The organism is Streptomyces sp. NPDC058469 (assembly GCF_042721125.1).
In the GTDB taxonomy this organism is placed as follows: Bacteria; Actinomycetota; Actinomycetes; order Streptomycetales; family Streptomycetaceae; genus Streptomyces.
This window is the reverse complement of the sequence record NZ_JBHXME010000017.1, coordinates 1-25,643: the sequence shown is the minus strand read 5'-3', so window position 1 is coordinate 25,643 and position 25,643 is coordinate 1. Positions and strand designations below refer to the sequence as shown.

Here is a 25,643-nt window from a genome sequence, read left to right as displayed (position 1 = left end):
GGCAGACCTCCAGCGAGGACGAAGTGTCAGAGAGCGGCGAGGTAGGCGTGCCAGCCGCCGTGGGCGGTGATGTCGACGACGCCGGGGGCCGTCAGCGCGGAGGCGCGCATGCGCATCGAGAAGGAACCCGAGCCGTCCGCCAGGGCGATCACACCAAGTTCGAGTTCCGCGGGCTCCTCGGGCAGCAGTTGCTCGCGCAGCACCTCGTAACTGACCTCGTACACCTCGCCGTTGATCGCCGCGCCGCCCTCCGTGACCGGGTGCAGGCCGGGGAACTCGTCGCGCACGGAGAAGAAGCGGTACGCGGGCGCCGTGCGGGCGGGGCCGAGCAGGCGGGCGTCGCTCAGCGCGTGGTTGAGGGTGCCTCCGGACATCGCCTGGCCGTTGACGAACATCTTCAGGGTCATGGGGGAGTGCCTTTCAGGGTGATACGGGGGTGGTGGCGTCGTTCAGCAGGCGGCCGGGACCCAGGTCGTCCACCGGGTCGGCCGGGGGCTCCCCGGCGATCTGGCGGGCCAGCGTGTCTCCCCACACCGGGGCGAGGGTGAAGGCGTAGGTGCCGCCCGCGACGAAGAACCCGGGGTGGCCCGGGACTTCGCCGATCACCGGCATCTCGTCCGGAGTCGCGGCCAGCGGCCCGGCCCACATGCGCAGCAGCCGCAGGTCGCCGAGGAACGGCAGGATGCGCCCGGCCTGGGCGAGGTTGCCGGCCATGCTGGGCACACTGACGGTGCTGCGCCCTTCCATGTCGAGCTTCGCCGCGGGCCAGCCGCCCCCGATCAGCAGGTTGCCCGCGCTGACCTGCTTGACCGACATGCCCTCGCCGATGTGCTGGACCAGGTGGTGCATGACCGGCGGGACCCGCACGGTCACGTGCATCTGGATCGCGACCGGGGACATCTGTATCCCCACCCCGGCGAGTGCGGAGATCTCGGTGATCCACGGCCCGGCCACGTTGACGACCACGGGTGCCGTCCAACTCCGGTCGCCTGAAAGCACCTTGTAGTCGTCGCCGACCCGCTGGATGCCGGTCACCGGAGTGAAGGCGTGCAGTTCGACGCCGAGGCGGCGGGCCGCGGTCAGATAGGCGGGGGTGATCAGTAGCGGGTTTGCGTAGCCGTCGAGCGGGCACCAACTGGCGGCGCGTACATGGCTGGAGAGGAGTGGCAGTTGCTTGCGGGCCTCGTCGCCGGTGAGCACCTCGGTGGGGATGCCCGCGCTCCGCTCCCACTCCTGCTTCTCCCTCAACTCCTCTTCCTGCGCGGCGGTTTCGGCGACCATGAAGCCGCCGCCGCGCCGCAGCTCCACGTCCGCGCCGAGCCGTTCCTCGATCTGCGACCAGTGGTCGGACGCCCGGCGTTGCAGGGGCAGCAGACGGGCGCTGTCGACCGGGACGTCCTGGCCCGGGCGGCGGGTGTGGATGGCCTGGATGTGGAGGTTGCCCGCGGTGGTGCCGGAGCCTTCGCGGTTGGGGGCGCCGCGCTCCAACACCACGACCCGGTAGCCGCGTTCGGCGAGGTGGAAGGCTGCACTGGCACCGAGGATGCCGGCGCCGATGACGACGACGTCGGGCCGGGTCACGGGACCTCCTGCCCTTCGACCGTCGTGGCCATGGGCAGCGGCCGTAGTGGCATCCGGGCCGCGAAGCACTCCGCCTCGCCTCGCCCCGTCAACGCCGCGACGATGTGGCCGCATTCGCGTCCCTGGCAGGGGCCCATGCCCGCGCGGGTGGCGGCCTTGGTGCCGTGGAGGTCGTTCCAGCCGGTTGCGGCGGCCTGCCGGATCTCGCCGGCGCTGACGCCCTCGCAGCGGCAGACCTGGGTGGCGTCGGGGATGTCGGCCGTGGTCGGCAACGGGTAGAGACGGTCGGCCAGTTCAGCGAAACGGTCCAGGGCGCGGGCCCTGCGGCGCAGGCCGGATACGCGTACGGGTGCGCGTTCGGGTGCCAGGCGGCGCAGGATCGCGTGGGCGGTGAGTTGCCCTCGTACTCCCGCCGCGTGCACTCCCGCGATACCGGCACAGTCCCCGGCGACGTACAGACCGTCCACCGAGGTCGCGCCATCCGCGTCCACGAGCGGGAGTTGTTCCGTGCCCGTCGGGTCCGGCTCGGTACGGCAGCCCAGGAGCCGGGGGAGTTCGGTGCTGGGGCGGAAGCCGAAGCCCACGCACAGCGCGTCGGTCTCCAACCGCCGTGTGCTGCCGTCCTCTTGTCCGATGTCCACGGCGGTGACCTGGGTGTCGCCGTGCGCGGCGAGCACGCGGGCGCCCTGTTCGACGCGTACGCCGTGCCGGGCGAGGGTGAGCAGATAGCGGGCCGCCTCCGCGAGCCGGGCGGGCTGGCGCAGCGCGCCGCCGATCACAGAAGTACGGGGGCGGTAGGGGTGGTTGAGCTCGACCAGCGCCTCGATCCGGGCGCCCACCTCCAGCAGCGCGCAGGCGACCGGGAGCAGGAACGGGCCGGTCCCGGCCAGCACGACCCGGTTGCCCACGGGTACCCGGTCCATGGTGGCCAGGTGCAGGGCGAACCCGGGGGTGACCACGCCCGGCAGCGTCCAGCCCGGGAAGGGCAGGGAGCGTTCGTACGCGCCTGTGGCGGCGAGTGTGGCCCGAGTGCTGATGCGACCGAGGGCGCCGGTGTGGACGTCGGAGGTGAAGAGGGTGCGGCCCGCGTCCTCGGCGCCCCAGACCAAGGTGCCGGTGCGGCGGACGACCCCGGCGGCCCGCACCTGGCGGATCAGTTCGGTGCCGCGCGGTCGGAAGTCGCCGAAGGCGGCGGTGAGTTGTTCGGCCCGGCGCTTGTAGTACTGACCGCCCAGGGTGTCGGACTCGTCGAGCAGGACGACGCTCAGGCCGCCCCGGGCCAGGACCAGTGCCGCGTGCAGTCCGGCGGGCCCGCCGCCGACCACCGCGACGTCCGCCTCCGACTCCGCCATGACGTCAGCCATGTGCGGCCGTCGGCAGGGGCTCGGTGTGCGTGCGGATGTCCATGCCGTCGCTGACGTGCGCGGTACAACTCCGGGAGCCGGGGCGGCCGTTGATGGTCACCTCGCACTCCAGACAGACGCCCATTCCACAGAACGGGCCGCGCAACTGGCCGTTGACCGGGTTGCGGCGCAGCGGCCAGATGCCGGCCGCGACCAGGACGGCGGTCAGGGACTGGCCCGCCCAGGCCTGGCCGGGGGTGCCGTCGATGGTCACGGTGACCGTCTGCGGCGGGGAGTTGGTGCTCATGGCTGTGCTCACAGGGCTCAAGAGGGGTGGGGGGTTCACAGGATGCGGTCCAGGAACTGGCGGGTGCGTTCGTGCTCCGGCGCGGAGAAGAAGAGGTCCGGGGACTTGTCCTCCACCACCAGTCCGTCGGCGATGAACGCCACCCGGTCGGCCGCCGCCCGGGCGAAGCCCATCTCATGACTGACGACGATCATCGTCATGCCCTCCTCGCGGAGCCGGACCATGACGTCGAGGACCTCTCCGACCATCTCCGGGTCGAGCGCCGAGGTGGGTTCGTCGAAGAGCAGCAACTCCGGGCGCATCGCCAGGGCACGGGCGATGGCCACCCGCTGCTGCTGGCCGCCGGAGAGCTGGGAGGGATAGGAACGCGTCTTGTCGGCCAGGCCCACCATGGCCAGCAACTCGCCTGCCGCGACGCGTGCTTCGGCCTTGGACACGCCGTTCACGTGCACCGGACCGGACGCCACGTTGTCCAGCGCGGTCATGTTCGGGAACAGGTTGAACTGCTGGAACACCATGCCGGTGCGCCGCCGCTGGACGGCGATCCGCCGCTCCCGCAGGGCGAGTTGGCGTCCGCCCCGCTCGCCGTAGCCGATCCGCTCGCCGCAGATGCTGACGGTGCCCGAGTCGGGAGTCTCCAGGTGGTTGAGGGTGCGCAGGAACGTGCTCTTGCCGCCGCCCGAAGGCCCCAGAACGAGGACGACCTCGCCCTTCCGGACCGTCAGGTCGATGCCCTTGAGCACCTCGACCCCGCCGTACGACTTGCGAACCTGCCGCGCTTCCACGACCGTCTCGATGGTCATCGGGTCTCCATTTCGAGTGCCGGTAGGGCGGCGCTCTTGATACGGCGGCCTCGGGTCGGCCCGGTCTGGTGGCCGCGGCCGACCCGGATCTCCAGCCACCGCTGGACCAGTCCCCACAGGGTGGTCATCGCCAGGTAGTACAGGGCCGCCGCGGTGAGGCCCTCCAGGACCCGGAAGTTGGTCTGGACGGCGAACTGCGTGCGGCGCAGCAGCTCTTCGACGGAGATCACCGAGACGAGCGTGGTCGTCTTGAGCAGTCCGTTGAAGCTGTTGCCGAGCGGCGGGACCATCACCCGCAGCGCCTGCGGCATGACCACCACCCGGAACACCTTCCAGGGCGGCATGCCGAGCGCGCGGGCCGCCTCGGACTGGCCGCGCGGGACCGACAGGACCCCGGCGCGGACGATCTCCGAGAGGTACGCCGCCTCGTTGAGGACCAGGCCGGTCAGGGCCGCGCTGATCACGCCGAGGCGCAGGCCCAGCTGGGGCAACCCCGTGTAGATGATGACCAGTTGGACCAGGAGAGGTGTGCCCCGCATCAGCCACACGTAGAAGCCCGTGACCAGCCGGACCGGCCTGAACCTGGACGCTCTCCCGACCGCCACGAGCACGGCGAGCGGAAGGGCGAGCGCCATGCTGACCGTGGTCAGCCAGATCGTCGTCCAGGCTCCCTGGATGAGCTGGGGATCGGTGAGGAAGGAGAAGAAGGCATCCCAGGACCACATGGCTCTCGCCCTTCGCTGGTTACTTGGCGCTGATCGGGTTACTTCGCGCTGATCGCGCCGGTGGTCACCTTGAGGTCGCCGGTGTAGGCCGTGACGCCGTACTTCTTGAACAACGTGGCCAAGTAGCCGTTGCTACGAAGGGTGTTGAGCGCTTCTGCTACGGCGTCGGCGGGCTTCTGCTTGCCGAAGCCGAGGGCGAGCGGGGCGGGGTTCATGCCCTTGACCGCCGTCTCGAAGCGGCCGTCCTTCTGGTAGTAGCTGGTGACCGCCTCGACGATCGCCACGCCCTCGACCTGGCCCGCGGACAGCGCCTGGTAGGCGTCGGCGGTGGTGGTGAAGGTGCGGACGGTGACCTGCTTCTTGCCGGCCGCCTTGAGTTCCTTGTTGAGCGCGGTGAGGGTGTCGAACTCGTATCCGGGAGCTTCCACGGCGATGGTCTTGCCGGACAGGTCGTCCTCGGAGGCGATCTTCTTCGGGTTGCCCTTGGCGACGGAGATCGAGACGCCCTGGACCTCGTAGGGGACGAGCTTGACGGTCTTGGCGCGCTCCGGTGTGTAGAACATGCCGGTGTCGATCATGTCCCAGCGTCCGCCCTGCACACCGGGGATCTGTGCGTCGAAGGGGATGTTGACGAACTTCGGGGTGAGACAGAGGAGTTTGGCTATCTCGTTGCCGAGGTCGACCCGCATGCCGACGATCTTGTTGGAGGCATCCAGGTACTGCATGGGCGGCAGGGTCGCGTTGGTCGAGATCGTCAACGTGCCCGCCTTGACCAGGTCCGACTTGCCCACCTTGGGCGTGCAGCCGGTCGGGGCCGCGGCGGCGGACGACGAGGACGAGTCCTCGTTGCCGCAGGCCGCCACTGTCAGAAGCAGGGCGGCGGAGGAGGCCGCGATGAGAAGTCTGCGCACGGTCGGTTCACCTTTTTCCGGTGCTGGTGGAACAGGGGTGCAGCCCGGCCTCGTCGAGCGCGTCGGACAGGCCGAGCAGCGCGGACGGGTCCTCCAGGGGGAGCAGCGGGGGGCGTACATGCCCTCCGGGCTGCCCGAGCAGCCGCATGGCGGCTTTGAGCTGCGAGGTGGGTGAGGCGAACCGGGAGCTGTAGTCGTCGTTGACGAGCAGGTTCACAAGCCGTTCGTAGCGTGCGGACCATTCCCGGGCCCGGTCGAGGTCACCGGCCCAGTAGGCCTCGTAGAAGGGGACGGCGAAGCGGGCGCCGAGGCCGCCGCCGTCGATGTTTCCCGCTCCGCCGAACTCGGCCATGACGGCCATGCCCCGGCGGTGGATGAAGCGGCCGAAGACCTGGACCTTCCCGGCGAGGGCGGCGCAGGTGTCCGCGACCTTCAGTTCGTCGCCGGAGCTGTCCTTGACGGCCACCACGGTGTCCAGTTCGGCGAGCTCGACCAGGGTGTCGACGCTGATGTCGACGGCGGTGCCGCGCGGCCAGTTGTAGACCATGAGCGGCAGGTCGACCGCGTGGGAGAGGGTGGCGTAGAAGGCGTGGATCTCGGGCTGACTGGGATGGACGTAGGGCGGCGGGGTGGTGAGGATGCCGTCCGCGCCGATCGAGCGGGCGTGCTCGCCGTACCGTGCGGACTCGGCCGCGGTGTACGCGCCGCAGCCGATCACCACCGGTATCTGACCGGAGAGTTCGGCGACCGCGATCTCGGCCACCCGGCGGCGCTCCTCGGGGGTCTGGGTGAACCACTCGCCGGTCGTGCCGTTCACCAGGACTCCGTGCACACCGTGCTCCGCGTACAGCCCGAGCAGTGCGCGCCAGGCGTCCTCGTCGAGGGAGCCGTCGGCGGCGAAGGGGGTGGGCGCGGCCGGCCAGTAGCCGCGCCAGGGGGCGGTGACCGAGGTGTTCATGGTGAGCTCCGATCGAGTGTCCGCCCGCTGGGGAGGCCACGTTGTGGGACTGCTCTGTGGGATCACCCTGTGGGATCGATTGCACAGCACCGTGGCATCGGCTCTGGGTGGGGGTCAACCTCGTTCTGGCCGGAAACTGCTGGCGAAACGCATTGTTTACGCCACCGACTCGACCGCTTCTGACATGATGGCGATCACGGTTCGGCGCGTGAGGAGAGCCGTATGGGATCGATTTCATGATCGGGGGTGGGCCGGTGGCCGTCACCTTGGACCAGGTGGCCGAGGCGGCAGGGGTCTCCAAGAGCACGGCCTCGCGGGTGCTCAGCGGTTCCAGCCGGGTCAGTGACCGGACGAAGCGCGCGGTGCAGTCCGCGGCGGAACGCCTCGGCTACCGCCCCAACCGGATCGCCAGCGGACTGCGCACCAGGCGCAGCAACCTCGTCGGGCTGGTGATAACCAACCTGGTCAACGCCTCGTTCCATCGCATCACCGAGGTGCTCCAGCAACGGCTGGACGAACGCGGCTACCAGGTGCTGCTGTGCGTCACCGACTCGGACCCGGCGCGCGAACGCCGTTACCTGGACATGCTGTTGGACCACCGCGTCGACGGCCTGATCATCGTGGGCACCGGCGAGAACACCGCGACGGTCCGGCAGGTGAGCGCGGCCGGCATCCCCGTGGTCAACCTGATGCGCACTCCCGACGGTGCCCCGGGCGACTCGGTGATGGCGAGCGACCGGGACGGTGCCGAACTGGCCGTCCGTCATCTGCTCGACCTCGGGCACCGGAACATCGCCTTCATCGGCGGCCCGCCCCACGTCGACTCCGGGCGCGACCGCTACGCGGGGTTCGCCGCGGCCCTGGCCACCGCCGGACTCGAACCCGATCCCGCCCTGTGCGCACGCGGCCCGTACACCGTGCCGTTCGGCGCGGAGGCGGTCATGCGGCTGATGGCCGCGGGCAACACGCCCACCGCGCTGTACAGCGCCAACCACGAGGCGACGTTCGGGGTGCTCGGCGGCCTGGTGCAGCTCGGGGTCCGGGTGCCGGAACAGCTCTCTCTCGTGTGCCACGAGGAGGCCCCGTGGTTCCCGTACTGGCACCCACCGATCACCGTCGTCGACAACGGAGCCCGCGACCTCGGCGAACTCGCCGCGGAGCAACTGCTGCGCCGCATCGACAGCCGTCCCGACAACGGCGCCCCCGGCCCGGAGGGCGTCGGCCGGCTCATCCGCGTCGGCTCCCGGCTGGTCGTACGCGACTCGACCACCGCCCCGCGTCGGCCGGAGTGACGGCCGGTTCCCAGGCCGGCCGAGCTGTCGGCTCCTGCGGTACCGCACGGGGACGGCCCGCGCCGTCCTGCCCCGCGGGTCACCGTGTGCCGTCCAGGGCGCCGGACTTGAGCCGCCGGACCACGTCGGTCGGCAGATCGGTGCCCGCGTTGATGTCGTGGTCGTTCGTGAACTCGCCCTCGTGGTGGGAGATTTCGTCGATGCCGGGCACGAACAGCATGGTCGAGGGGTGACGTGCTTCGTGTTGGCCGAGTCGTGGCTTGCGATGGTCACCATGGTCTGGTGGCTGAGGCCCGGCTCGTCGGCGATGCGGGCGGCTCGGATGGCTCGGGCGGCGGGTTCGACGCCGGCCGCCGGGAGCGGCGCCGCGCCCCAACCGTGCGTCTGTACCTGCTCGATGGCGGTTGGTGGCGCTTTCGCGCGGACGGATGGAAGAGGGTGATGCCCGGGCCTGGATCTTTTGCAGGGCGTGAGGAAGGCCCGAAGTCCCGGGATCGGGCCGGGGGCGTCGATGTCAGTGGTCACCGCTAGTTTGGGGTCACTGGAGATCGGCCGTACCGGCCGAACGGGCCTTTGGGGAGGGGTGTGCTGTGTCCGTTGCGCAGACACGACAGTCGGGGAACACGACGTACCTGGAGCTGTCTCAGGAGAGTGGTGGAGCCCACAAGTTCTACGAGGTGACTGTCGAGGGGACCACGGTCTCCGTGCGGTACGGACGCATCGGTGTGGACGGGCAGCACCAGACCACCGCTTTCCCGACCGTCGAGAAGGCGCAGGCGGCGGCGAAGAAGATAGCCGAGAAGGTACGGAAGGGGTACGCGCCCGCCGTTCGGGGGCAGCGAGTGGCCCGCCCCGTGACGCGCCGTCAGGTGACGTCCGCCCCGTCGACGGCGCGGGCGACCGCCCCGGTGCTGTGGCGGTTCCGTACCGGCGCCTCGGCGTTCGGCATCCATGTGGACGAGGACCGCTGCTGGGTCGGCAACCAGCACGGCAGTGTCTACAACCTGAGCCATGACGGTGAGGTGCTGGCTCACTACTCCCTGCCCGACGGCGTGAAGTGCCTGGTGGCCGACGACTTCTGGATCTACGCGGGCTGCGACGACGGCCGGGTGTACGACCTCTCCTCGAAGGTGCCGTTCGCGGCCTACGACATAGCGGCCGAGGTGGACATCTTCTGGCTGGACATCCACGCGGGCGTGCTGAACGTCTCCGACCGCAACGGCGGCCTGACGGTCATCGACCACGAGGACGAACTCCAGTGGTCCCGCAACTCGTCCGGGGACAACGCGTGGATGGTGCGGGCCGACGACCACGCCGTCTACCACGGACACAGCCAGGGCGTGACGGCCTACGCGGCGGACGGCGCCAGACAGCTCTGGCACACCGCGACCAACGGCAACGTGCTCTTCGGATGGCAGGAGGAGAACGCGGTCTACGCAGGAACCGGACGGCGGGTCGTCCAGCGCCTCGCGAAGTCCGACGGGGCCATCGAGGCCTCCTACCAGTGCGATGCCGCCGTGTACTCGTGCGCCACGTCCGCCGGTGGGCGGTACGTCTTCGCGGGCGACTCGGCTTCCTCCGTCTACTGCTTCACCGCCGACGGGACCCGGCTGTGGAAGCTCGGCACGGGAGGCGGCTCGGCGCTCTCCATGCAGTACCACGACGAGAGGCTGTACATCGTCTCCACGGACGGCTCACTCGCCTGCATCGACGCCAGCGAGGCCGCGATCAACGCCGCTCAGTCGGGCACCGTCCCGGTCGCCGCGGACATCAAACTGGCGGCTGCCATGCCGACTTACGCACCGCTGACCACGGCTGCCTCCGTCGCCACGGTCAGCGTTGTCCCCGCGGCGGGCAACGGAGTCCTCGTGGAGTGCTTCGAGCAAGGCGGCCGCGTGCGGGTGCATGTGGTCTCGGAGGGCTATGAGCCGGGTTGGAACGTCCAGTTCCCGCGTGCGATACGCGAGCCCGGCGCTCGCTATGTGGTGGACGCGTTGCATTCCTCCTCGGCCGGCTTCTACCGAGTGCGCGGGGAAATCAGGCGTCTGGTGTGACGGGCGGGCGGTGAGGGCCGGGTGCCGCGTCGCGTTGTCGTTTGGGACAGTCGCGTGGAGACGTCCCGCTGTGCGGACAGCACTTCGAGAACGTGAGGTGTGGGGGTTCGTTGCGTCGAAGGGTGCTGCTGATCCGCGTGTTCGGAGCGCTCGGCAGGTTTTTCGCCCCGCGGCTCGTGGACTGCTCCGAGCGGATGCGTTGGCCCGTCCAGTGCTACGGCGAGGTGGGCAGGTGCGGGGAGCGGAGCACGAGCAGGGTGATCTCGCTGGGGGCGAAGACGCGGAACGGCGGGCCCCAGAAGCCGGTGCCGCGGCTGGTGTAGAGGAGGGTGCGGGTGCCGTGGTGGCTGAGGCCGGCGAGCGCGGGCTGGTCGATGCGGACCAGGTGGTGGAAGGGCCAGATCTGTCCGCCGTGGGTGTGGCCGGAGAGTTGGAGGTCGATACCGGCGGCTGCCGCCCTGTCGATGAACTTGGGCTGGTGGGCGAGGAGTAGGACGGGTAGGTCGGGGTCGGCGCCGTTGAGCGCTCCGGCGAGGTGGGCGCGGTGGCCCGGCAGGCCGGAGGATTCGGCGGTGACGTCGTCCACGCCGGCGACCACGAGGGTGTCGCCTCCGCGTTCGAGCAGCAGATGGCGGTTGCGCAGCGGCTCCCAGCCCAGCTCGTCCATCAGGTCGACCCAGCCCTGGGCCTCGCTGTAGTACTCGTGGTTGCCGGTGACGTATACGCGGCCCTGCGTGGCCCGCACGGTGCCGAGGGGGAGGGCCTGGGCGCGGCGGCGTTGGGCCGTGCCGTCCGCGATGTCGCCGGTGTGGCAGACCAGGTCGGCTTCCAGAGTGTTCACCGTCTCGCACACCCGCGCCGACCAGCGCGTGCGATCGAGCGGGCCGTAGTGGGTGTCGGTGATGAGGGCGACACGGATGCCGTCCAACCCGGCACCCAGCCGCGGGAGTTGCACGTCGAGGCGGCGTACACGCGGCACGCGGCGGGCCTCGGCGTATCCCCAGGCGAGCAGCACGGCAGCTGTGCCGAGGACGGTCCAGGTGACGATCCGGGCCCGGTCCTGGCCGTCGCCGACGCCGGCCACGGTCAGGGCGAGCCGCAGCAGGACGCCGAGCAGGACGGACCAGGTGAACAGCACCCAGCCGGTGCCCAGCAGGGTGTCCCCGACGATCGCCGCCCAGTCCTGCTGGCGGCGGCCGTGGCCGCGCATCATCGCGAGCGGCATACCGACGAGGCCGAGGGCGAACAGGGCGGTGCCGACGAGCGTGACGGGCAGCGGCCAGTGCTGGCCGGTGAGCAGGAGCACCCAGCAGGGCACGGCCCACAGCAGGACGGGGGCGATCAGGGGGATGTAGCGCATCAGTTGGTGCAGTCGGCTCTGCCGCGGAGCTTGCACTTCACTGTCGGCGGGTCGGGTGTTACCGGTGTTGGTCACGCTTCCCCTCTCTGACCAGGCTGCCGTCTCGCGCACTGTACCGGTCGATCTCGGGATGGCCGGAGGGGCGTTCATGCGTGCGGGCCCGTGGGGCGAAGGGTTCTCTGTGCGCGGGCTCCGCGCAGTCGCGGGCTTCGTGGGCGGCGAGCCAGAGCCTGGCCGGCCTCGGCTTGTTGGGAGACGTGCTCGCACTGGACTCCTTCGGTCGGCCATTTGCGGACGCTCGCCCTCAAAGCCGGTGACCTCGCGGGCATGGGCAATGGCGACACCGACTCGTGCGGGGAAACAGGGCGCGCTGCCAGCCCGACGTGGTGGAGCCGTCCTGGTGTGAACGCATCGCTCAACTCCTCGGCCAGGTGGCTGAATTGCGGTGCGAGTGACCCGCTGCCGACGTCGTGCGCGGCACTGCCGCCGATGTCGCTCCGGAACGCGCGGTCGGAGCGCTGACGGCCGAGCGGTTCACGGCCTGGCCCTACGAGTGGGCCCCGTCCGGCCCGGGCTGGACGGAGCGCCGGCCGGTGACACCGCTCAACCGCCGGAGGCGAGCGTGTGCCAGCCGTTTTCGAGCAGGTCGAAGGCGCGGGTGACGGCCTGGCGTGGGTCGTCGTGGCTGCGGGCGGTGCGAGGGGCTTCGAGGGCGAAGTGGGCCAGGGCGGCGCAGGTGGGGTCGTCCGCCGGCAGGCCGCTCTCCTCGGCGATGGTGCGGGCCAGGGCGTTGGCGTGGCGCAGCCACATGCCCTGGACGTAGTCGCGCAGCGCCGGGGTGCTGTTGACCAGGTCGAAGAACGCGGTGAAGCGGGCGTCGCCGCCCGCGGCTGCCGTGCGGTAACGCAGTGCGTGCTCGCGCAGTGCCGCGGGGATCGACTGTCCTTGAGGGCGTTCACGTACCGCGTCGAGCAGGCGTGCCTCCTTGTCGGCGTCCTCGTCGAAGACGAGGGCTTCCTTGACCGGGAAGTGCTTGAACAGGGTGGTCGTGGACACGTCGGCGGCGTCCGCGATCTCGCGGATGCCCACATCGTCGTAGCCGCGTTCCAGGAACAGACGCAGGGCGGCGTCGGCGATGGCCTGGCGGGTGGCGGCCTTCTTCCGCTCGCGGCGCCCCATCGGCGCCGTCGGGGCGGGGGTGGTGTCTGTTTCGGGCATACCCAAGACCTTACCCTTCGGTGAATCGAATGCGAAAGTGCAACGGTTGCACTTAGTGGGTCGGTGTGCTCTTCTGGAGTGGTGGCTGGCGGATCACCGCGCCCCGCCCCCTGAGCCCTTCCCCATCCCCATCCATATCCCCTTCCTCAGCCCGTCCCTTTCTGCCTGAAAGGAGTGATCAGTCCTGCCCGCGACCGCTTCTCTCCCCTCCGCCGAGCCGGCCGTACCGAAGAACGTGCGCTGGGTCCTGCTCGGCGTCATGCTCGCGATGCTGCTGTCGATGCTCGACAACATGGTCGTCAGCACCGCGATGCCGACGATCGTCGGTGACCTGGGCGGCCTGGAGCACATCTCCTGGGTCGTGACCGCCTACACGCTCGTCACCGCCGTGACCACCCCGGTGTGGGGCAAGCTCGGCGATCTGGTCGGGCGCAAGAGCATGTATCTGGCGTCGATCGCCGTGTTCATCGTCGGCTCCGCCCTGTGCGGGGCGGCCCAGTCCATGGACGAGTTGATCGCCTTCCGCATCGTGCAGGGCATCGGCGCCGGCGGCATCGGTGCGGGCGCCTTCGCCCTGATCGGCGCTCTGGTGCCGCCGCGGGAGCGTGGCAAGTACCAGGGCATGACCGCCTCCGTCATGGCGATCGGTACCATCGGCGGCCCGCTGCTGGGCGGGTTCATCACGGACCACTGGGACTGGCGTTGGGCCTTCTACATCAACCTGCCGCTCGGTCTGATCTCCCTGGTGTGGCTGGCGCTGATGCTGCGCACACCCGTCCAGCACATCAAGGCGAAGATCGACTGGCTCGGCATCAGCCTGCTGACCGTCGCCATCACCGCCGTCGTCCTGGCCGCCACCTGGGCGGGCACCACCTACTCGTGGGGTTCCTGGCAGATCCTGTCCCTCGGCGCCGTGGCCGTGATCGGGCTGGTCCTGTTCGTCCGGGTGGAGCAGCGGGTCGGTGAGCCGCTGCTCCCGCTGAGCGTGTTCACCAACCACCGCAACTACCCGCTGGCGATGGCCATGATCCTGGTCGCCGGTGTGGTCATGTTCGGCGGTGGCCTGTACCTGCCGCTGTTCCAGCAGACCGTGCAGGGCGCGTCGGCCACCAACTCCGGGCTGCTGATGCTGCCGATGATGATCCCCGTCGTTCTCGTGTCCACCCTCGCGGGCAAGGTCATGTCCGCCACCGGCAGGTACAAGATCTTCCCCGTCGTCGGCGCCGCGTTCCTGACCGTCGGCCTCGGACTGCTGGCGACCATGGACACCGGCACCTCGCGCCTGTTGACCGGCCTCTACATGGTGTTCGTCGGCATCGGCCTGGGCTTCACCCTGCAGATGGCCTCCACCATCGCGCAGAACAGCGTCGCGCTACGGGACATGGGCGCCGCCATGAGCTCGGTCAACCTCTTCCGCACCCTGGGCGGTTCGCTCGGCGTCGCCGTCTTCGGCTCGCTGTTCACCCGCGCCACCCAGTCACACCTGCCGGTCACCGGCGGCGCCGACGCGAGCGTCCTGCGGAACCTTCCCAGGGGTGCCAAGGAGGCCTACTTCGACGCGGTCGCCGTCGGCACCAGCCACATCTTCCTCACCGGCGCGATCCTCTGCGCCCTCGCCTTCCTCGCCGCGCTCCTCGTCATCGAGGTCCCGCTGAAGGGGGCCGGCGTGCCCGCACCCGCCGACACCGCCGAGAACACCCCGGTCGTCACCGCCGCCTGACACAACTCCCGCGCACGGCAGCACAGTTCGCGCGACACGAACGGAGCACCACCATGAACGCCACTACGAACACCACTCCCGCCCCTCCCCGCATCGCGATCATCGGCGCCGGCCCCGGCGGCCTGACCTGCGCCCGCATCCTCCAGCGGCACGGCATCGCCGCCACCGTCCACGACCACGAAACCGGCCCCGAGGCCCGAAACCAGGGCGGCACCCTCGACCTGCACGAGGACAACGGCCAGATCGCCCTGCGTGAAGCCGGACTGCTGGAGGAGTTCTTCCGACGCTCCCGCCCCGAAGGGCAGGAGTCGCGTCAGTTGGACCCCGCAGGCACGATCCTCTTCCACCACACCCCCGAAGAAGGCGAGAGCTTCAAGCCGGAGATCGACCGAGGCCAGCTGCGCGACCTCCTCCTCGACTCGCTCCAGCCCGGCACCGTGCACTGGGGACACACCCTTCGGACCGTCGACGGCCCCGCGGAAGGACCCCGCCAACTGCACTTCACCGACGGCACCACCATCGAGGCCGACCTCGTCATCGGCGCCGACGGCGCCTGGTCCAGGGTCCGGGCCGCCATCTCCCCGGCCACCCCCGGGTACAGCGGCGTCAGCTTCCTCGAAGCCTGGTTCGACGACGTCGAGAACCGGCACCCCGACATCGCCGCACTCGTCGGCCAGGGCAGCGCCGCCGCGGCCGACGGCGACCGCGGTCTGTTCGCCCAGCGCAGCAGCGGCGACCACATCCGCGTCTACGCCATCCAGCGCGTCCCCGCCGACTGGATCACCGCCCAGGGCCTGACCGCCCAGGACACCGACGGCATCCGCGCATACCTCCTCGACCAGTACCGCGACTGGTCACCCCGCCTGCGCCGGCTGATCACCGACAACGACGGCCCCTACGTCGACCGCCCCATCCACGCCCTTCCCGTCCCCCACACCTGGGAGCACCACCCCACCATCACCCTGCTCGGCGACGCCGCCCACCTCATGCCCCCGCTCGGCGTCGGCGTCAACCTCGCCATGCTCGACGCCTGCGAACTCGCCCTCGCCCTCGCGAACCACCACACCGTCGACGACGCGATCCACGCCTACGAGAAGACGATGCTGCCCCGCTCCCACGAGATGCAGCGGCTCCTCGACAACGGGGCCGAGCAGCTACTGTCCACCGAGCTGCCCGACTTCGTCACGGACGACAGCAACTGACCTGCCGAGTCGTGTACTTCACTCACGCCGCGCTGAGGCTGACCTCCCAACCCCGGGGGACTGGCTCGGCGCCGCGAGTGCGGTGTGGCGGCGGTGGTTGCGCGGGACTGCGCCTGAGACTGACTTTTGGATGCGTACGCCGGCCCGTCGTCCGTGCGCCGATCTGCCCACCGCCGCGGTGAACGCGAGGACCCAGGACTGACTGGCCGGACAGGTCGTGGCGAGACCGCCCGGGCCGAGGGCGCTGAAGGAGGCGACGTTCACCACACGGCCCTATCCCGCGTTGTTCACGAGCAGGTCGACCGGGTGGTCCGCGGTGATCCGCGGGCGGCATCGGCATCACTCCATGCGGCGGCGGTCTTCCTCGCTCCAGGCACGGGTGTCGTGGGGTGGGCTACGGCTCCGCGATCTGCTCAGCCGTTGAGGATGCCCGGCAGAGCCAGCGCCGCCAGCAGGGTCGTGCCCATCAGCATCCAGGCCACGTAGTCGCCGATGTGGCCGGACTGCAGGCGTCGTAGCGGAGCCGTCCACGACCGGGCGGCGTCGAGCAGTTTCGGGCGCGTCACGGCGAGCGTGGCGAGGCCGAGGGCCAGCAGCGTCGAGGTGAGGCCGAGGAGCACCCCGGTGAGAGTCCAGTGCGGTGAGGCGGCGGCTCGGCCGGACACGGCGTTCCCGATCGCGGTGGCGAAGCCGGGTACCGCGCCCACGGCGAGGGACGCGACGAGCAGCAGGGCGGGGACCGCGGTCATCGTGTCCGGCACCCGGCTCAGCCGGTGCCGGGTCTCCGGGTCCTCCCCGATGCCGGTGGTCTCGTACGAGGACTCGTTGCCGGGCCTGGGGCCGAGGCCGAAGAAAACCCGTGCGGCGACCCGGAGCAACGCGCCCGCGGTCACCGCCGACACGGCGACGAACAGTACGGTCAACGGGCCGCCGACCGACTCCTCCAGTACCGCCTTTCCGAGCCCGGTGCCGAAGGGAGGCAGCCCGGCGAGGCTCAACGCGCCGACGACGTACAGCACGGCGACCCCGCGCAGCTCGCGGGCGCGGCCGTGCAGGGCGTGTTCGTCCACCGAGCCGTACCGGTCGAGGAGCACGCCGGTGCAGGCGAACAGGGCGGCCTTCACGCCGGCGTGGCCCAGGATGTAGAGGGCGACCCCGTCGTCTGCCTCGGGGCTGAGGATGCCGATGCCGATGAGGAACAGGCCCATGTGGGCGACCGTGGAGTACGCCAACAGCCGTTTGATGTGCCGCTGGTACCAGCACATGACCGCGCCGACCAGGCCGGTCAGCACACCGAGGACGACGAGGGCGCGTTCAACGTCCGATGCCGGGATTCCGCCCGGGCCGGAGAAGACCGTGCGGTAGATCCGCCAGACGCCGTAGGCGCCGAGTTCGACCATGACGCCGGACAGCAGCATGCACACGGGTGTCGGGGCGACCGCGTGTGCGTCCGGCAGCCAGAAGTGGAACGGTACGGCGGCGGCCTTCACCAGCAGGCCGGTCAGGACCAGGGCGAAGGCCGCGAGGGTGAGGGCGTCGGGGCCGCCGTGCCGGTCCAGGCCTTGGCCGATCTTCGCCATGGCGAGTTCGCCTGTACGCGCGTACAGCAGGCCGATGCCCATCAACATGGCGTACGCGCCGAGGGAGTTGAGGACCCCGAACGACAACGCGCCCTGGACGGCCTTGGGTTCCTCGACGCGGTGTCCGGTCAGCGTGTACGCCACGACGCTCATCAACTCGAAGAACACGAAGGCGTCGAACAGGTCCCCCGCGATCGCGAAGCCGCACATGCCGCCCTGGAAGAGCAGCATGAGGGCGGGGAAGGAGCCGGCGTGGCGACGGGGCGGTTCGTCGAAGTAGTGCCAGGAGTACGCCAGCGCCGCCACCGTCAACAGGGAGGCGAGCGCGGCCATGCCGAGCCCGGGGCCGTCCCCGACGAGGACGATCCCGACGCTCTCGCCACCCTTCGGGGTCCAGCCGCCCACCCAATCGGTCATGGGCGGCGAGGAGTTGATGAGCAGCAGGGTCGCGAGTCCCGCCGTGCCCGCGGCGAAGACACAGCCCACCGTCTCGGCGGCGACGCGGGAGAGGTGGCGTCCGCCGGCGACGAGGAGGGTGGCTCCGAGGAGGGGGGCGGCGACGAGTACCGGAAGCAGGTGGTGCATCAGCCGCGCAGCTCCGAGAGTTCGTCGGGGTCGACCGTGCCGTGGAGTTTGGAGATCTGCAGGACGAGGGCGAGCAGCACGGCGGTCACCGTGGCGCCCACGACCACGTCGGTGAGGGCGAGGGCCTGGACCACCGGGTCGACCACGGGGCGGGAGCCGGGCTTCAGGTCGGAGAAGACGGGTGCGGTGCCGCCGTCGCGATAGCCCACGGTCAGCAGCAGGATGTAGGTGGCGGACTGGCAGACCGCCAGGCAGCCCACGGCGTGGATGAGGTTCCGGCTGGTCACCAGCCCGTAGCAGCCGACGAGGAACACCCAGGCGGCGACGAGGTAAGGCAGCACCGACATCACTTCTCGCCCCCCTTCTCGATCTCCACGGCCTGGTCCAGGAAACGGGCGAGCAGGACGACGACCGCGCAGGCGACCTCCATGCCGATGGCCGCGTTCAGCAGCGGGACGGTGCCGCCCGAGGAAAGGGTGTTGAAGGTGCCGTAGGGAAGGAAGTCGGCGAGGAACGCGGTGCCTGCGACGAGGCCGGCGAGGCCCAGTACGAGGTAGGCGGAGGCGGCGAGGGCGTCGGCGACCTCGTAGGAGCCGACCGGGCGGATGCGCTCCAGGGCGCGGTAGTCGGCGCCCAGGTAGAGCAGGTGCAGGGCGGTCGCCACGACGACACCGCCCTGGAAGCCGCCGCCCGGGCTGAGTTGGCCGTGCGCGATCACGTACAGGCCGGTGACGACGGCGACGGGGAGGACGAGGAGGGCGTATCGGCGTACGGGGAGGGCGACTTGCTCGGGTTCGGGTGCGGCGCGGTGTTCGTCGCGGGTCTGGCGCAGCAGGACGACGGTGCCGAGGACGGACGCGAAGAGGATGCTCATCTCGCCGAGCGTGTCGAAGGCGCGCTGGTCGAAGTTGACGGAGGCGATCGTGTTCGCGGTGTGCCGGGCGAGGGCGGCGCGCACCACCCGGTCCCCGTACGGGTGTTGGTCCCCGCCGAAGCCCGGCAGGTCGAGGCAGGCGGCGACGAGAAGGGCCGCGAGGCCCGCGCCGCCGACGGCCATGACGATCAGCCGCACCCGCCGGGTCATCGTTCCGTCTCCTTGCGTCGTCTCGGGCGGCGGACCTTGCGTACGGACAGCATCAGCAGGAGGGGAGTGAGGGCCGAGCCCACGGCCAGTTGGGAGAGCGCCACGTCGGGGGCCTGGAGCACGGTGAACAGGACGGCCAGCACCGTCCCGAGGACGGCCAGGACGAGCGCCTGCCGTGCGGGATCACGGACGGCCACGGCGGCGGTCGCGGTCGCGGCGACCAGCAGGAGCGCCACGACGATCAGCGGATCATCCACGCCGGCTCCCCGCGAAGCCGCCGGACAGGGCACGGGACGCGGTGAGGTTCCCGCCGATCAACAGGGCGCCGACGACCAGGAGTTTCACCAGCGCACGGCCCGGTCCCACGGCCACGCACACGGCGATCACGACAGCGGCACCGAAGCCCGCGACCGTGTAGGTGAGCCCCCACGCCCGCGGCGGATCCTCCGCCAGGTCCTCCGCGAGCAGCCGGGCGAAGACGAGAGTGCCGACGGGGCCCAACAGGGCCAGGAGCAGGGCGAGATCGACGTACGACGGGCGGTCGTAGCCCTGGGACAGGAGCAGCAGTGTGGGGCAGGCCAGTGAGGTGGAGAGGTTCTGTGCCACGACCCGGCGCCGCAACGGGCCTGTGGCGATCCCCCAGACGGTGGCCCCGACTCCCGCGGTGAGCGCGGCTGTCGCGGCGGCGGTCCAGCCGTTCACCACCCGCTCACCGCCCGACGCGCACCCCACGCGGCGAACGCGCCGACCAGCGCGGCGGACGCCCCCACGACGAGTTCCAGTGTGTCCACAGCGCTGATGAAGACCAGCCACAGCAGGGCGAGGGCGGCCCACCATGCCAGGACCTCGACCGCGCTCAGGAGCGTCGTACGCCGGTTCACATGGCACCTCCACCGGGAGTGATTCATCCTGTTTGATGGGCTATTTCCGTTGCGTTATCCAAGCATCGCCGCTCCTCCACCGGGTGGCGGCGCGCGATGACCTGGCATCCGAAGTGCCCTGAGCGGGCGGAAGGAAACCGGTCACAGGGAGGTGGGGGCCCCTGCCGAGCCGGGCTCGGTCGGAGGGACGGCCGGCGGGGGTCCTTTTCCGGAAAGGCGCACGGGGGCGGAATGCGGGTGTCCTCGGAGCGACGGGACAAACCTCTGTGTCGGCGTCCCGTCTGCGGGTACGCGGTGGCCGTGCCTGAAGATCCGGCACTCCAACGCAGAGGAGAAAGCATGATGCGCCTCCGCAGCCGGGCCACCGGGATCGCCGGCCCGCGTCCGGGAACCGACGTCGGCGATGCGACGACCCGCTATCTCCTGTACGGGCTTCTTCCCGGCTGGTTCGTGCCGGGACTGGCCGACTGGGTGATGCACCGGCGGACCCGGATCGAGGACACCTCCGGGACGAAGGAGTCCCTGATCCACGCGCTGATGATGACCGAGGTGGGGATCCCGATCGCGCTGACCCTGCGCTACGAGGTCAACCCCCTGCTCCTCGCGGTGCAGTTGGGCGGGGCCGCGGTCCACGAGGCGACCGCGCTGTGGGACGTGCGGACGGCGGTGCGCAGCGAGCGGGAGGTCAGGCCGATCGAGCAGCACATCCACAGCTTCCTCGAATCGCTGCCGTTCGCCGCACTCACCTCCCTGATGTGCCTGCACGGCGACCAGGTGAAGTCCCTTGTGAACGGCGGGCGTTGGGACCCGAACGCCTGGCGGTTCGTGCCGCGCCGACGGCCGCTGTCGCGCGGCTATCTGGCGGGCATCGCCGCCGGGATCGGCGCGTGCGTGCTGCTGCCGTACGGAGAGGAGCTGCTGCGCTGCCGCCGGGCGGCCCGGACACGGGGGAAACCGGCTCAGGACGAGACCACATGGAAAGCCGAACAAGGAGACCGATCACCATGCGCATCGCATTCCTGATGGCGCCCGAAGGCGTCGAGCAGATCGAACTGACCGAGCCGTGGCAGGCGGTCACCGACCAGGGCCACGAGCCCGTCCTCGTGTCGACGGAACCGGGACAGATCCAGGCGTTCAACCATCTGGACAAGGCGGACGTGTTCCCGGTGCAAGTGGTGGCGCGCGAGGCGTCGGCCGAGACGTTCGACGGCCTCGTCCTTCCGGGCGGGGTCGCCAACCCCGACCTGCTGCGCACCGACGAGGACGCCGTGTCGTTCGTACGGGACTTCTTCGGCCTGGGCCGTCCGGTCGCCGCGATCTGCCACGCTCCGTGGACACTGGTCGAGGCGGACGTGGTCGCGGGCCGCACGCTGACCTCGTGGCCGAGTCTGCGCACGGACATCACCAACGCGGGCGGGACCTGGGTCGACGAACAGGTGCGGGTCTGCGACCAGGGGCCCAACACGCTGGTCACCAGCCGCAGGCCCGACGACCTGAAGGCGTTCTGCGAAGCCTTCCTCACCGAGTTCGCCAAGGCGCGGAAGGCAGTCCGCTGACCGGCTGCCTCTGACCGATGGGGTGCGCGGCGCGTGTCGGCACAGCGTACGCATCCCGGAAGAACTGCGCTCGACGCGCAGGACGAAAGCCCGGCACGAGGGCGGGTCGAGTGCGGCATCGGTCGCCTTAAGAGGTACCGCGCCGTGGTCACCCGTCACGACGGGCTCTCGGTCCGCTACGAGGTGACCGTCCTCGTCGCGGCCGGCAACGAGTGGCTGCGTGCGGTCACATCATGATGGCGCCGCGTAACAGCGGACGACCACCGTCTGGTGCGGGCTCCACTGCTGCTCTACCGCTGCCATCAGCTCCCAGCCCAGCCGCTCGTACAGGGCTGCCGCGGCGGTGTCGGATGCGACGACGTCGAGCACCGCATGCAGGCCACGACGCCGTGCCTCCTCCACTGCTCGGCCGATCAGCAGTGCACCGATCCGGCGTCCCCTCGCCTCCGGGGCGACGAACAGTCTGCCGACCACCGCGGTCATGTCGCGCGTCGCCCCGTTCCGCTCGCTCCACAAGATCGGGGCCAGATCGTCTTCGCCGCCCGGCGACAACGTCACATGCCCCACCAGGCGGCCTTCCAGTTCGGCGACCCAGGAGCCCAGCAGGGGACCGTGTGACAGCCACTCGCCGGGCCGATCGGGCCAGTTCACCGGATAGCCGTCAAGCCGATGGACCTTGGCGAGGACCCGCACGCACTCCTCGACATCACCATCAGCCCTCGGCCGGACGCGGAGGGTCGGCCTCGCGTCGAACATTCCGGAGTTCTCGATGTTCACTCCGGAATCGAAACACAGGCCACAGAGTCACAACCAGCCACTTTCGCCCCGAGCCCCGGCAGGACCAGCGCGATGAGTTCCTGACCGCCTTCACCCAGGCTGTGGCCGAGCGCGGGCACGGGGAGCGACCGCCGGTGCCGTGTCCCCGGGCAGGCTCCTTGATCGGGCAACCAAGCCGATCCGCCCAGACCCGACGTTAGCCCCCTCGATCACCGGGAACCCGTGCCAAAGCAGCCGAGCGGCCCACCGCGTCGGGGCGCTCGTAGAGGGGAGTCGACGGTGGTCGAGGCACGTGGATCGGAGCCGACGCTGGACACGCGGGCCCTGGAGAAGGCGCTCCGCGAGCGGGTCGACGCCGAGGTGCGGTTCGACGCGGGCAGCCGGGGCGCCTACGCGACGGACGGCTCGAACTACCGGCAGGTGCCCATCGGGGTCGTGATACCGCGCACGGTCGACGCGGGAGCCGACGCCGTGGCGGTGTGCGCCGAGTTCGGGGCGCCGGTGCTGTCCCGGGGCGGCGGCACGAGCCTGGGCGGCCAGTGCACCAACACCGCCGTGGTCATCGACTGGACGAAGTACTGCGACAAGGTGCTGTCGGTCGACGCCGACCGGCGCACGTGCGTGGTCGAACCGGGCATCGTGCTGGACGAACTCAACCGCCAACTCTCCGGCCACCGGCTCCAGTTCGGCCCCAAGCCGTCCACCCACAGCCACTGCTCCCTCGGCGGCATGATCGGCAACAACTCGTGCGGCGGCTCCGCCCAGGCCTACGGCAAGACCGTGGACAACGTCCGGCGCCTGGAGATCCTGACCTACGACGGCACCCGCTGCTGGGTCGGCCCCACCTCCGACGCCGAGTACGCCGAGATCGTCGCCGCGGGCGGCCGGGTCGCCGAGATCCACCAGAGGCTGCGGCAGATCATCGACCGCACCATGGCGGACGTACGGCGCGGTTTCCCCCGTATCCCGCGTCGGGTCTCCGGATACAACCTCGACTCGCTGCTGCCCGAGAACGGCTTCGACGTGGCCCGGGCGCTCGTGGGCAGCGAGGGCACCCTCGTCACCGTCCTGCGCGCCGAACTCGACCTGGTGCCGGTCCCGCCGTACGAAGCCCTCCTCGTTCTCGGCTACGACGACATCTGCACCGCCGCCGACGACGTGCCACGGCTGCTGAAGCACAGCAGTCCGACCCAACTGGAGGCCCTCGACGGGCGGATGGCCCAGCTGATGCGCGAGGAAGGCGCCTACCTCGATTCGCTGGACGAGCTTCCGGAGGGCGAGAGCTGGCTCCTGGTCCAGTTCACGGGGGACAGTCAGGACGAAGTCGACGAGCAGGGCCGCGAGTTGATCCGCGGGCTCGGACGCGGCGAGGACGATCCGACGGTCGCGTTCTCCGACGACCCGGCGCGCGAACGCAAGATGCTCAAGGCCCGCGAGGCCGGACTCGGGGTCACCGCACGGCCGCCCGACGGCCGCGAGACCTGGGAGGGCTGGGAGGACTCGGCCGTGGCGCCCGACGTCCTCGGCGACTACCTGCGCGACCTGAAGAAGCTCTTCGCCGACTTCGGCTACAACCACCCTTCCCTGTACGGGCACTTCGGCCAGGGCTGCGTGCACACCCGCATCCCCTTCGAACTCACCACAGCCGAAGGCGTCGCGCACTTCCGGGAGTTCCTCTTCCGGGCCGCGGACCTGGTGGCCTCCTACGGGGGTTCGCTCTCCGGCGAGCACGGTGACGGGCAGGCCCGCGGGGAGCTGTTGCCCCGGATGTTCGGGGAGGAGGTGGTGGCCGCCTTCGGGCAGGTGAAGGCCCTGTTCGACCCGGGCGACCGGATGAACCCCGGCAAGGTCGTCAACCCGTACCGCGTGGACGAGAACCTGCGCCTGGGACCTCTGTGGCGCCCCAACAGCCATGACACGCACTTCAGTTACCCGGACGACGACCACTCCTTCGACCGCGCGGTGCTGCGCTGCGTCGGCATCGGCAACTGCCGTACGCACGAGGGCGGAGTGATGTGCCCCTCCTACCGGGCGACCGGTGAGGAGGAGCACTCCACGCGCGGGCGGGCCCGGCTGCTGTTCGAGATGCTCGACGGGCACGCGGACTCCGCCATCGCTGACGGCTGGCGCTCCACCGAGGTCCGCGACGCACTGGACCTCTGCCTGGCCTGCAAGGGCTGCAAGTCCGACTGCCCGGTCGGGGTCGACATGGCCACCTACAAGGCCGAGTTCCTCTCCCACCACTACGAGGGACGGCTGCGGCCGGCGGCGCACTACTCCATGGGCTGGCTGCCGGTGTGGGCGCGGTTGTCGCGCACGGCACCGCGCCTGGTCAACGCCGCGCTCGGCGCACCTGGCCTCGCCGGCCTGGGCAAGCGCCTCGCGGGCGTGGCCGTCGAGCGTGACGCGCCGGTCTTCGCCGAGGAGTCCTTCGTGCAGTGGTGGCAGGCGCGGGGGAGCGCGGAGCCCGATCCGGCGGACCCGCGGACCGTCCTGCTGTGGCCGGACACGTTCAGCACCTACTTCCACCCGAACGTCGCGAAGTCCGCGGTCCGCGTCCTGGAGGACGCCGGATTCAAGGTCACCGTCCCGACCCGTGCCGTGTGCTGCGGCCTCACCTGGATCTCCACCGGCCAACTCGCCACCGCCGAACGGGTGTTGCGCCGCACGCTCGACGTCCTGCGGCCCTGGCTGGAGGCCGGCACCCCCGTCATCGGTCTCGAACCGTCCTGTACGGCTGTCTTCCGCGCCGACGCCCCCGAGTTGATGCCCGACGACCAGGATGTGCGGCGCCTGGCCGGGCAGTTCAGGACGTTCGCCGAGCAACTCCTCAACCACGCCCCCGAAGGCTGGCAGCCCCCGTCGCTCACCAGGTCGGCGACCGTGCAGACCCACTGCCACCAGCACGCGGTGACCAAGGACGACGCCGACCGAGAACTGATGCGGCGCGCGGGGATCGACGCCCGTGTCCTGGACGCCGGTTGCTGCGGCCTGGCCGGCAACTTCGGCTTCGAACAAGGCCATTACGACCTGTCCATGACCGTGGCGGAGCAAGGGGTGCTGCCCGCCGTGCGGGAGACCGCTCCCAGTGCACTGGTCCTCGCGGACGGCTTCAGCTGCCGTACCCAGATCGAACAGGGCGACACCGGCCGACGCGCCCTGCACCTGGCCGAGGCCCTGGCGCTCGCCATGGACGAACACCACCTGCCCGCCGACCACCCCGAAAAGCTCGCCGGCCGGCCCGAGCGTTCCGCCCATGACGGCCGCCTGCTGGCCGCGGGCGCGGCAGCCGCCGTCCTCGGAGCAGTAGCAGTCGGGGCCCGTCGGCTCCACAACCGGCAAACAACGCGATGAAAGGAACTCCCGTGTCCACCAAGGTGTCCGACTACGTTCTCCAGCGGCTCCGCGAATGGGACGTCGACCACGTCTTCGCCTACGCGGGCGACGGCATCAACGGCCTCCTCGCGGCCTGGGGACGATCCGACAACAAGCCGAAGTTCGTCCAGTCGCGGCACGAGGAGATGTCCGCGTTCGAGGCCGTCGGCTACGCCAAGTTCTCCGGCAAGGTCGGCGTCTGCGCCGCGACTTCGGGCCCCGGGGCGATCCACCTGCTCAACGGCCTCTACGACGCGAAGCTCGACCACGTTCCGGTCGTCGCGATCGTCGGACAGACCAACCGCAGTGCCATGGGCGGCAGTTACCAGCA

General features: G+C 70.5%; 26 protein-coding genes. 8 read left to right on the top strand and 18 right to left on the bottom strand.

Annotated features, from left to right (window positions below; genetic code table 11):
* Window positions 1-26 precede the first annotated feature (26 nt).
* The 8 genes from ACFWP5_RS11480 to ACFWP5_RS11445 are packed head-to-tail and all read right to left on the bottom strand — an operon-like array spanning window position 27 to window position 6,628.
* The gene (locus ACFWP5_RS11480) at window positions 27-407 is read right to left on the bottom strand and encodes a gamma-glutamylcyclotransferase (RefSeq protein ID WP_384153882.1); all 381 of its coding nucleotides are present in this window, start codon (window positions 405-407) and stop codon (window positions 27-29) included.
* 13 nt (window positions 408-420) lie between these two features.
* On the bottom strand, window positions 421-1,581 hold the full coding sequence (locus ACFWP5_RS11475; RefSeq protein ID WP_384153880.1) for an NAD(P)/FAD-dependent oxidoreductase: 1,161 nt from the start codon (window positions 1,579-1,581) through the stop codon (window positions 421-423).
* Window positions 1,578-2,933 (bottom strand): FAD-dependent oxidoreductase, encoded by a 1,356-nt coding sequence (locus ACFWP5_RS11470; protein ID WP_384153879.1) that lies wholly within the window; start codon window positions 2,931-2,933, stop codon window positions 1,578-1,580. Before ACFWP5_RS11470 ends, ACFWP5_RS11475 begins: the two co-directional genes overlap by 4 nt.
* Before the next feature lie 4 nt (window positions 2,934-2,937).
* Window positions 2,938-3,231 (bottom strand): (2Fe-2S)-binding protein, encoded by a 294-nt coding sequence (locus tag ACFWP5_RS11465; protein WP_384153877.1) that lies wholly within the window; start codon window positions 3,229-3,231, stop codon window positions 2,938-2,940.
* A 35-nt stretch (window positions 3,232-3,266) separates the two neighbouring features.
* The gene (locus ACFWP5_RS11460; protein ID WP_384153875.1) at window positions 3,267-4,034 is read right to left on the bottom strand and encodes an amino acid ABC transporter ATP-binding protein; all 768 of its coding nucleotides are present in this window, start codon (window positions 4,032-4,034) and stop codon (window positions 3,267-3,269) included.
* Complete coding sequence (locus ACFWP5_RS11455) at window positions 4,031-4,759, bottom strand: amino acid ABC transporter permease (RefSeq protein ID WP_384153873.1); 729 nt, start codon at window positions 4,757-4,759, stop codon at window positions 4,031-4,033. The genes ACFWP5_RS11460 and ACFWP5_RS11455 overlap by 4 nt, the downstream gene beginning before the upstream one ends.
* A gap of 38 nt (window positions 4,760-4,797) precedes the next feature.
* Window positions 4,798-5,670, bottom strand: coding sequence for an ABC transporter substrate-binding protein (locus tag ACFWP5_RS11450; RefSeq protein ID WP_384153871.1), 873 nt, complete (start codon window positions 5,668-5,670; stop codon window positions 4,798-4,800).
* A 7-nt stretch (window positions 5,671-5,677) separates the two neighbouring features.
* Window positions 5,678-6,628, bottom strand: coding sequence for a dihydrodipicolinate synthase family protein (locus tag ACFWP5_RS11445; protein WP_384153869.1), 951 nt, complete (start codon window positions 6,626-6,628; stop codon window positions 5,678-5,680).
* Between the two features lie 254 nt (window positions 6,629-6,882).
* On the opposite strand from ACFWP5_RS11445, the gene ACFWP5_RS11440 reads away from it, so the two are divergent.
* Window positions 6,883-7,920 carry a LacI family DNA-binding transcriptional regulator gene (locus tag ACFWP5_RS11440; RefSeq protein ID WP_384153867.1) on the top strand — a complete coding sequence of 346 codons (1,038 nt, stop codon included), beginning with the start codon at window positions 6,883-6,885 and terminating at the stop codon, window positions 7,918-7,920.
* Window positions 7,921-7,999: 79 nt separating this feature from the next.
* On the opposite strand, the gene ACFWP5_RS11435 is transcribed toward ACFWP5_RS11440, so the two are convergent.
* The gene (locus tag ACFWP5_RS11435) at window positions 8,000-8,140 is read right to left on the bottom strand and encodes a hypothetical protein (RefSeq protein WP_384153865.1); all 141 of its coding nucleotides are present in this window, start codon (window positions 8,138-8,140) and stop codon (window positions 8,000-8,002) included.
* Window positions 8,141-8,510: 370 nt separating this feature from the next.
* Between ACFWP5_RS11435 and ACFWP5_RS11430 the strand changes: the two genes are divergently transcribed.
* On the top strand, window positions 8,511-9,974 hold the full coding sequence (locus ACFWP5_RS11430) for a WGR domain-containing protein (protein ID WP_384153863.1): 1,464 nt from the start codon (window positions 8,511-8,513) through the stop codon (window positions 9,972-9,974).
* Window positions 9,975-10,188: 214 nt separating this feature from the next.
* Here the strand turns inward: ACFWP5_RS11430 and ACFWP5_RS11425 are convergent, their stop codons facing one another.
* Both ACFWP5_RS11425 and ACFWP5_RS11420 read right to left on the bottom strand, forming a co-directional pair.
* On the bottom strand, window positions 10,189-11,409 hold the full coding sequence (locus ACFWP5_RS11425; protein WP_384153861.1) for a metallophosphoesterase: 1,221 nt from the start codon (window positions 11,407-11,409) through the stop codon (window positions 10,189-10,191).
* Between the two features lie 528 nt (window positions 11,410-11,937).
* Window positions 11,938-12,552: a TetR/AcrR family transcriptional regulator gene (locus ACFWP5_RS11420; protein ID WP_384153859.1), complete on the bottom strand. Its 615-nt coding sequence runs from the start codon at window positions 12,550-12,552 to the stop codon at window positions 11,938-11,940.
* A gap of 235 nt (window positions 12,553-12,787) precedes the next feature.
* Between ACFWP5_RS11420 and ACFWP5_RS11415 the strand changes: the two genes are divergently transcribed.
* Both ACFWP5_RS11415 and ACFWP5_RS11410 read left to right on the top strand, forming a co-directional pair.
* Complete coding sequence (locus ACFWP5_RS11415; protein ID WP_384153857.1) at window positions 12,788-14,272, top strand: MDR family MFS transporter; 1,485 nt, start codon at window positions 12,788-12,790, stop codon at window positions 14,270-14,272.
* Between the two features lie 53 nt (window positions 14,273-14,325).
* Window positions 14,326-15,474, top strand: coding sequence for an FAD-dependent oxidoreductase (locus ACFWP5_RS11410; protein WP_384153855.1), 1,149 nt, complete (start codon window positions 14,326-14,328; stop codon window positions 15,472-15,474).
* Window positions 15,475-15,887: 413 nt separating this feature from the next.
* On the opposite strand, the gene ACFWP5_RS11405 is transcribed toward ACFWP5_RS11410, so the two are convergent.
* The 6 genes from ACFWP5_RS11405 to ACFWP5_RS11380 are packed head-to-tail and all read right to left on the bottom strand — an operon-like array spanning window position 15,888 to window position 19,604.
* Window positions 15,888-17,639, bottom strand: coding sequence for a complex I subunit 5 family protein (locus ACFWP5_RS11405; protein ID WP_384153853.1), 1,752 nt, complete (start codon window positions 17,637-17,639; stop codon window positions 15,888-15,890).
* Complete coding sequence (locus tag ACFWP5_RS11400; protein WP_384153851.1) at window positions 17,639-17,986, bottom strand: sodium:proton antiporter; 348 nt, start codon at window positions 17,984-17,986, stop codon at window positions 17,639-17,641. Before ACFWP5_RS11400 ends, ACFWP5_RS11405 begins: the two co-directional genes overlap by 1 nt.
* Window positions 17,986-18,723, bottom strand: a complete 738-nt coding sequence (locus ACFWP5_RS11395; RefSeq protein WP_384153849.1) for an MnhB domain-containing protein — start codon at window positions 18,721-18,723, stop codon at window positions 17,986-17,988. The genes ACFWP5_RS11400 and ACFWP5_RS11395 overlap by 1 nt, the downstream gene beginning before the upstream one ends.
* Window positions 18,720-18,980 (bottom strand): Na(+)/H(+) antiporter subunit B, encoded by a 261-nt coding sequence (locus tag ACFWP5_RS11390; protein ID WP_384153847.1) that lies wholly within the window; start codon window positions 18,978-18,980, stop codon window positions 18,720-18,722. The genes ACFWP5_RS11395 and ACFWP5_RS11390 overlap by 4 nt, the downstream gene beginning before the upstream one ends.
* Window positions 18,973-19,425: an MrpF/PhaF family protein gene (locus ACFWP5_RS11385; RefSeq protein ID WP_384153845.1), complete on the bottom strand. Its 453-nt coding sequence runs from the start codon at window positions 19,423-19,425 to the stop codon at window positions 18,973-18,975. Before ACFWP5_RS11385 ends, ACFWP5_RS11390 begins: the two co-directional genes overlap by 8 nt.
* Window positions 19,422-19,604 carry a hypothetical protein gene (locus ACFWP5_RS11380; RefSeq protein WP_384153843.1) on the bottom strand — a complete coding sequence of 61 codons (183 nt, stop codon included), beginning with the start codon at window positions 19,602-19,604 and terminating at the stop codon, window positions 19,422-19,424. Before ACFWP5_RS11380 ends, ACFWP5_RS11385 begins: the two co-directional genes overlap by 4 nt.
* Before the next feature lie 339 nt (window positions 19,605-19,943).
* Here ACFWP5_RS11380 and ACFWP5_RS11375 point away from each other — a divergent pair, with 339 nt between their 5' ends.
* Both ACFWP5_RS11375 and ACFWP5_RS11370 read left to right on the top strand, forming a co-directional pair.
* Window positions 19,944-20,627: a diguanylate cyclase gene (locus tag ACFWP5_RS11375; RefSeq protein WP_384153841.1), complete on the top strand. Its 684-nt coding sequence runs from the start codon at window positions 19,944-19,946 to the stop codon at window positions 20,625-20,627.
* Window positions 20,609-21,160 carry a type 1 glutamine amidotransferase domain-containing protein gene (locus ACFWP5_RS11370; RefSeq protein ID WP_384153839.1) on the top strand — a complete coding sequence of 184 codons (552 nt, stop codon included), beginning with the start codon at window positions 20,609-20,611 and terminating at the stop codon, window positions 21,158-21,160. Before ACFWP5_RS11375 ends, ACFWP5_RS11370 begins: the two co-directional genes overlap by 19 nt.
* Before the next feature lie 231 nt (window positions 21,161-21,391).
* Here ACFWP5_RS11370 and ACFWP5_RS11365 read toward each other — a convergent pair whose 3' ends face one another.
* A complete protein-coding gene (locus ACFWP5_RS11365; protein WP_384153837.1) occupies window positions 21,392-21,853 on the bottom strand; it encodes a GNAT family N-acetyltransferase in 462 nt (153 codons plus the stop codon).
* Window positions 21,854-22,216: 363 nt separating this feature from the next.
* On the opposite strand from ACFWP5_RS11365, the gene ACFWP5_RS11360 reads away from it, so the two are divergent.
* Window positions 22,217-25,291 carry an FAD-binding and (Fe-S)-binding domain-containing protein gene (locus ACFWP5_RS11360; protein WP_384153835.1) on the top strand — a complete coding sequence of 1,025 codons (3,075 nt, stop codon included), beginning with the start codon at window positions 22,217-22,219 and terminating at the stop codon, window positions 25,289-25,291.
* Between the two features lie 11 nt (window positions 25,292-25,302).
* Window positions 25,303-25,643: thiamine pyrophosphate-binding protein (locus ACFWP5_RS11355; protein ID WP_384153832.1), on the top strand; the 341-nt coding region annotated here is incomplete at its 3' end.

What these genes read in the sequence shown, in the direction of transcription:
- ACFWP5_RS11420 (WP_384153859.1), bottom strand. Translation starts at nt 12,552, where the DNA reads ATGCCCGAAACAGACACCACCCCCGCCCCGACGGCGCCGATGGGGCGC.
- ACFWP5_RS11400 (WP_384153851.1), bottom strand. Translation starts at nt 17,986, where the DNA reads ATGTCGGTGCTGCCTTACCTCGTCGCCGCCTGGGTGTTCCTCGTCGGC.
- ACFWP5_RS11460 (WP_384153875.1), bottom strand. Translation starts at nt 4,034, where the DNA reads ATGACCATCGAGACGGTCGTGGAAGCGCGGCAGGTTCGCAAGTCGTAC.
- ACFWP5_RS11395 (WP_384153849.1), bottom strand. Translation starts at nt 18,723, where the DNA reads ATGACCCGGCGGGTGCGGCTGATCGTCATGGCCGTCGGCGGCGCGGGC.
- ACFWP5_RS11470 (WP_384153879.1), bottom strand. Translation starts at nt 2,933, where the DNA reads ATGGCGGAGTCGGAGGCGGACGTCGCGGTGGTCGGCGGCGGGCCCGCC.
- ACFWP5_RS11480 (WP_384153882.1), bottom strand. Translation starts at nt 407, where the DNA reads ATGACCCTGAAGATGTTCGTCAACGGCCAGGCGATGTCCGGAGGCACC.
- ACFWP5_RS11455 (WP_384153873.1), bottom strand. Translation starts at nt 4,759, where the DNA reads ATGTGGTCCTGGGATGCCTTCTTCTCCTTCCTCACCGATCCCCAGCTC.
- ACFWP5_RS11445 (WP_384153869.1), bottom strand. Translation starts at nt 6,628, where the DNA reads ATGAACACCTCGGTCACCGCCCCCTGGCGCGGCTACTGGCCGGCCGCG.
- ACFWP5_RS11375 (WP_384153841.1), top strand. Translation starts at nt 19,944, where the DNA reads ATGATGCGCCTCCGCAGCCGGGCCACCGGGATCGCCGGCCCGCGTCCG.
- ACFWP5_RS11435 (WP_384153865.1), bottom strand. Translation starts at nt 8,140, where the DNA reads ATGCTGTTCGTGCCCGGCATCGACGAAATCTCCCACCACGAGGGCGAG.
- ACFWP5_RS11405 (WP_384153853.1), bottom strand. Translation starts at nt 17,639, where the DNA reads ATGCACCACCTGCTTCCGGTACTCGTCGCCGCCCCCCTCCTCGGAGCC.
- ACFWP5_RS11465 (WP_384153877.1), bottom strand. Translation starts at nt 3,231, where the DNA reads ATGAGCACCAACTCCCCGCCGCAGACGGTCACCGTGACCATCGACGGC.
- ACFWP5_RS11370 (WP_384153839.1), top strand. Translation starts at nt 20,609, where the DNA reads ATGCGCATCGCATTCCTGATGGCGCCCGAAGGCGTCGAGCAGATCGAA.
- ACFWP5_RS11410 (WP_384153855.1), top strand. Translation starts at nt 14,326, where the DNA reads ATGAACGCCACTACGAACACCACTCCCGCCCCTCCCCGCATCGCGATC.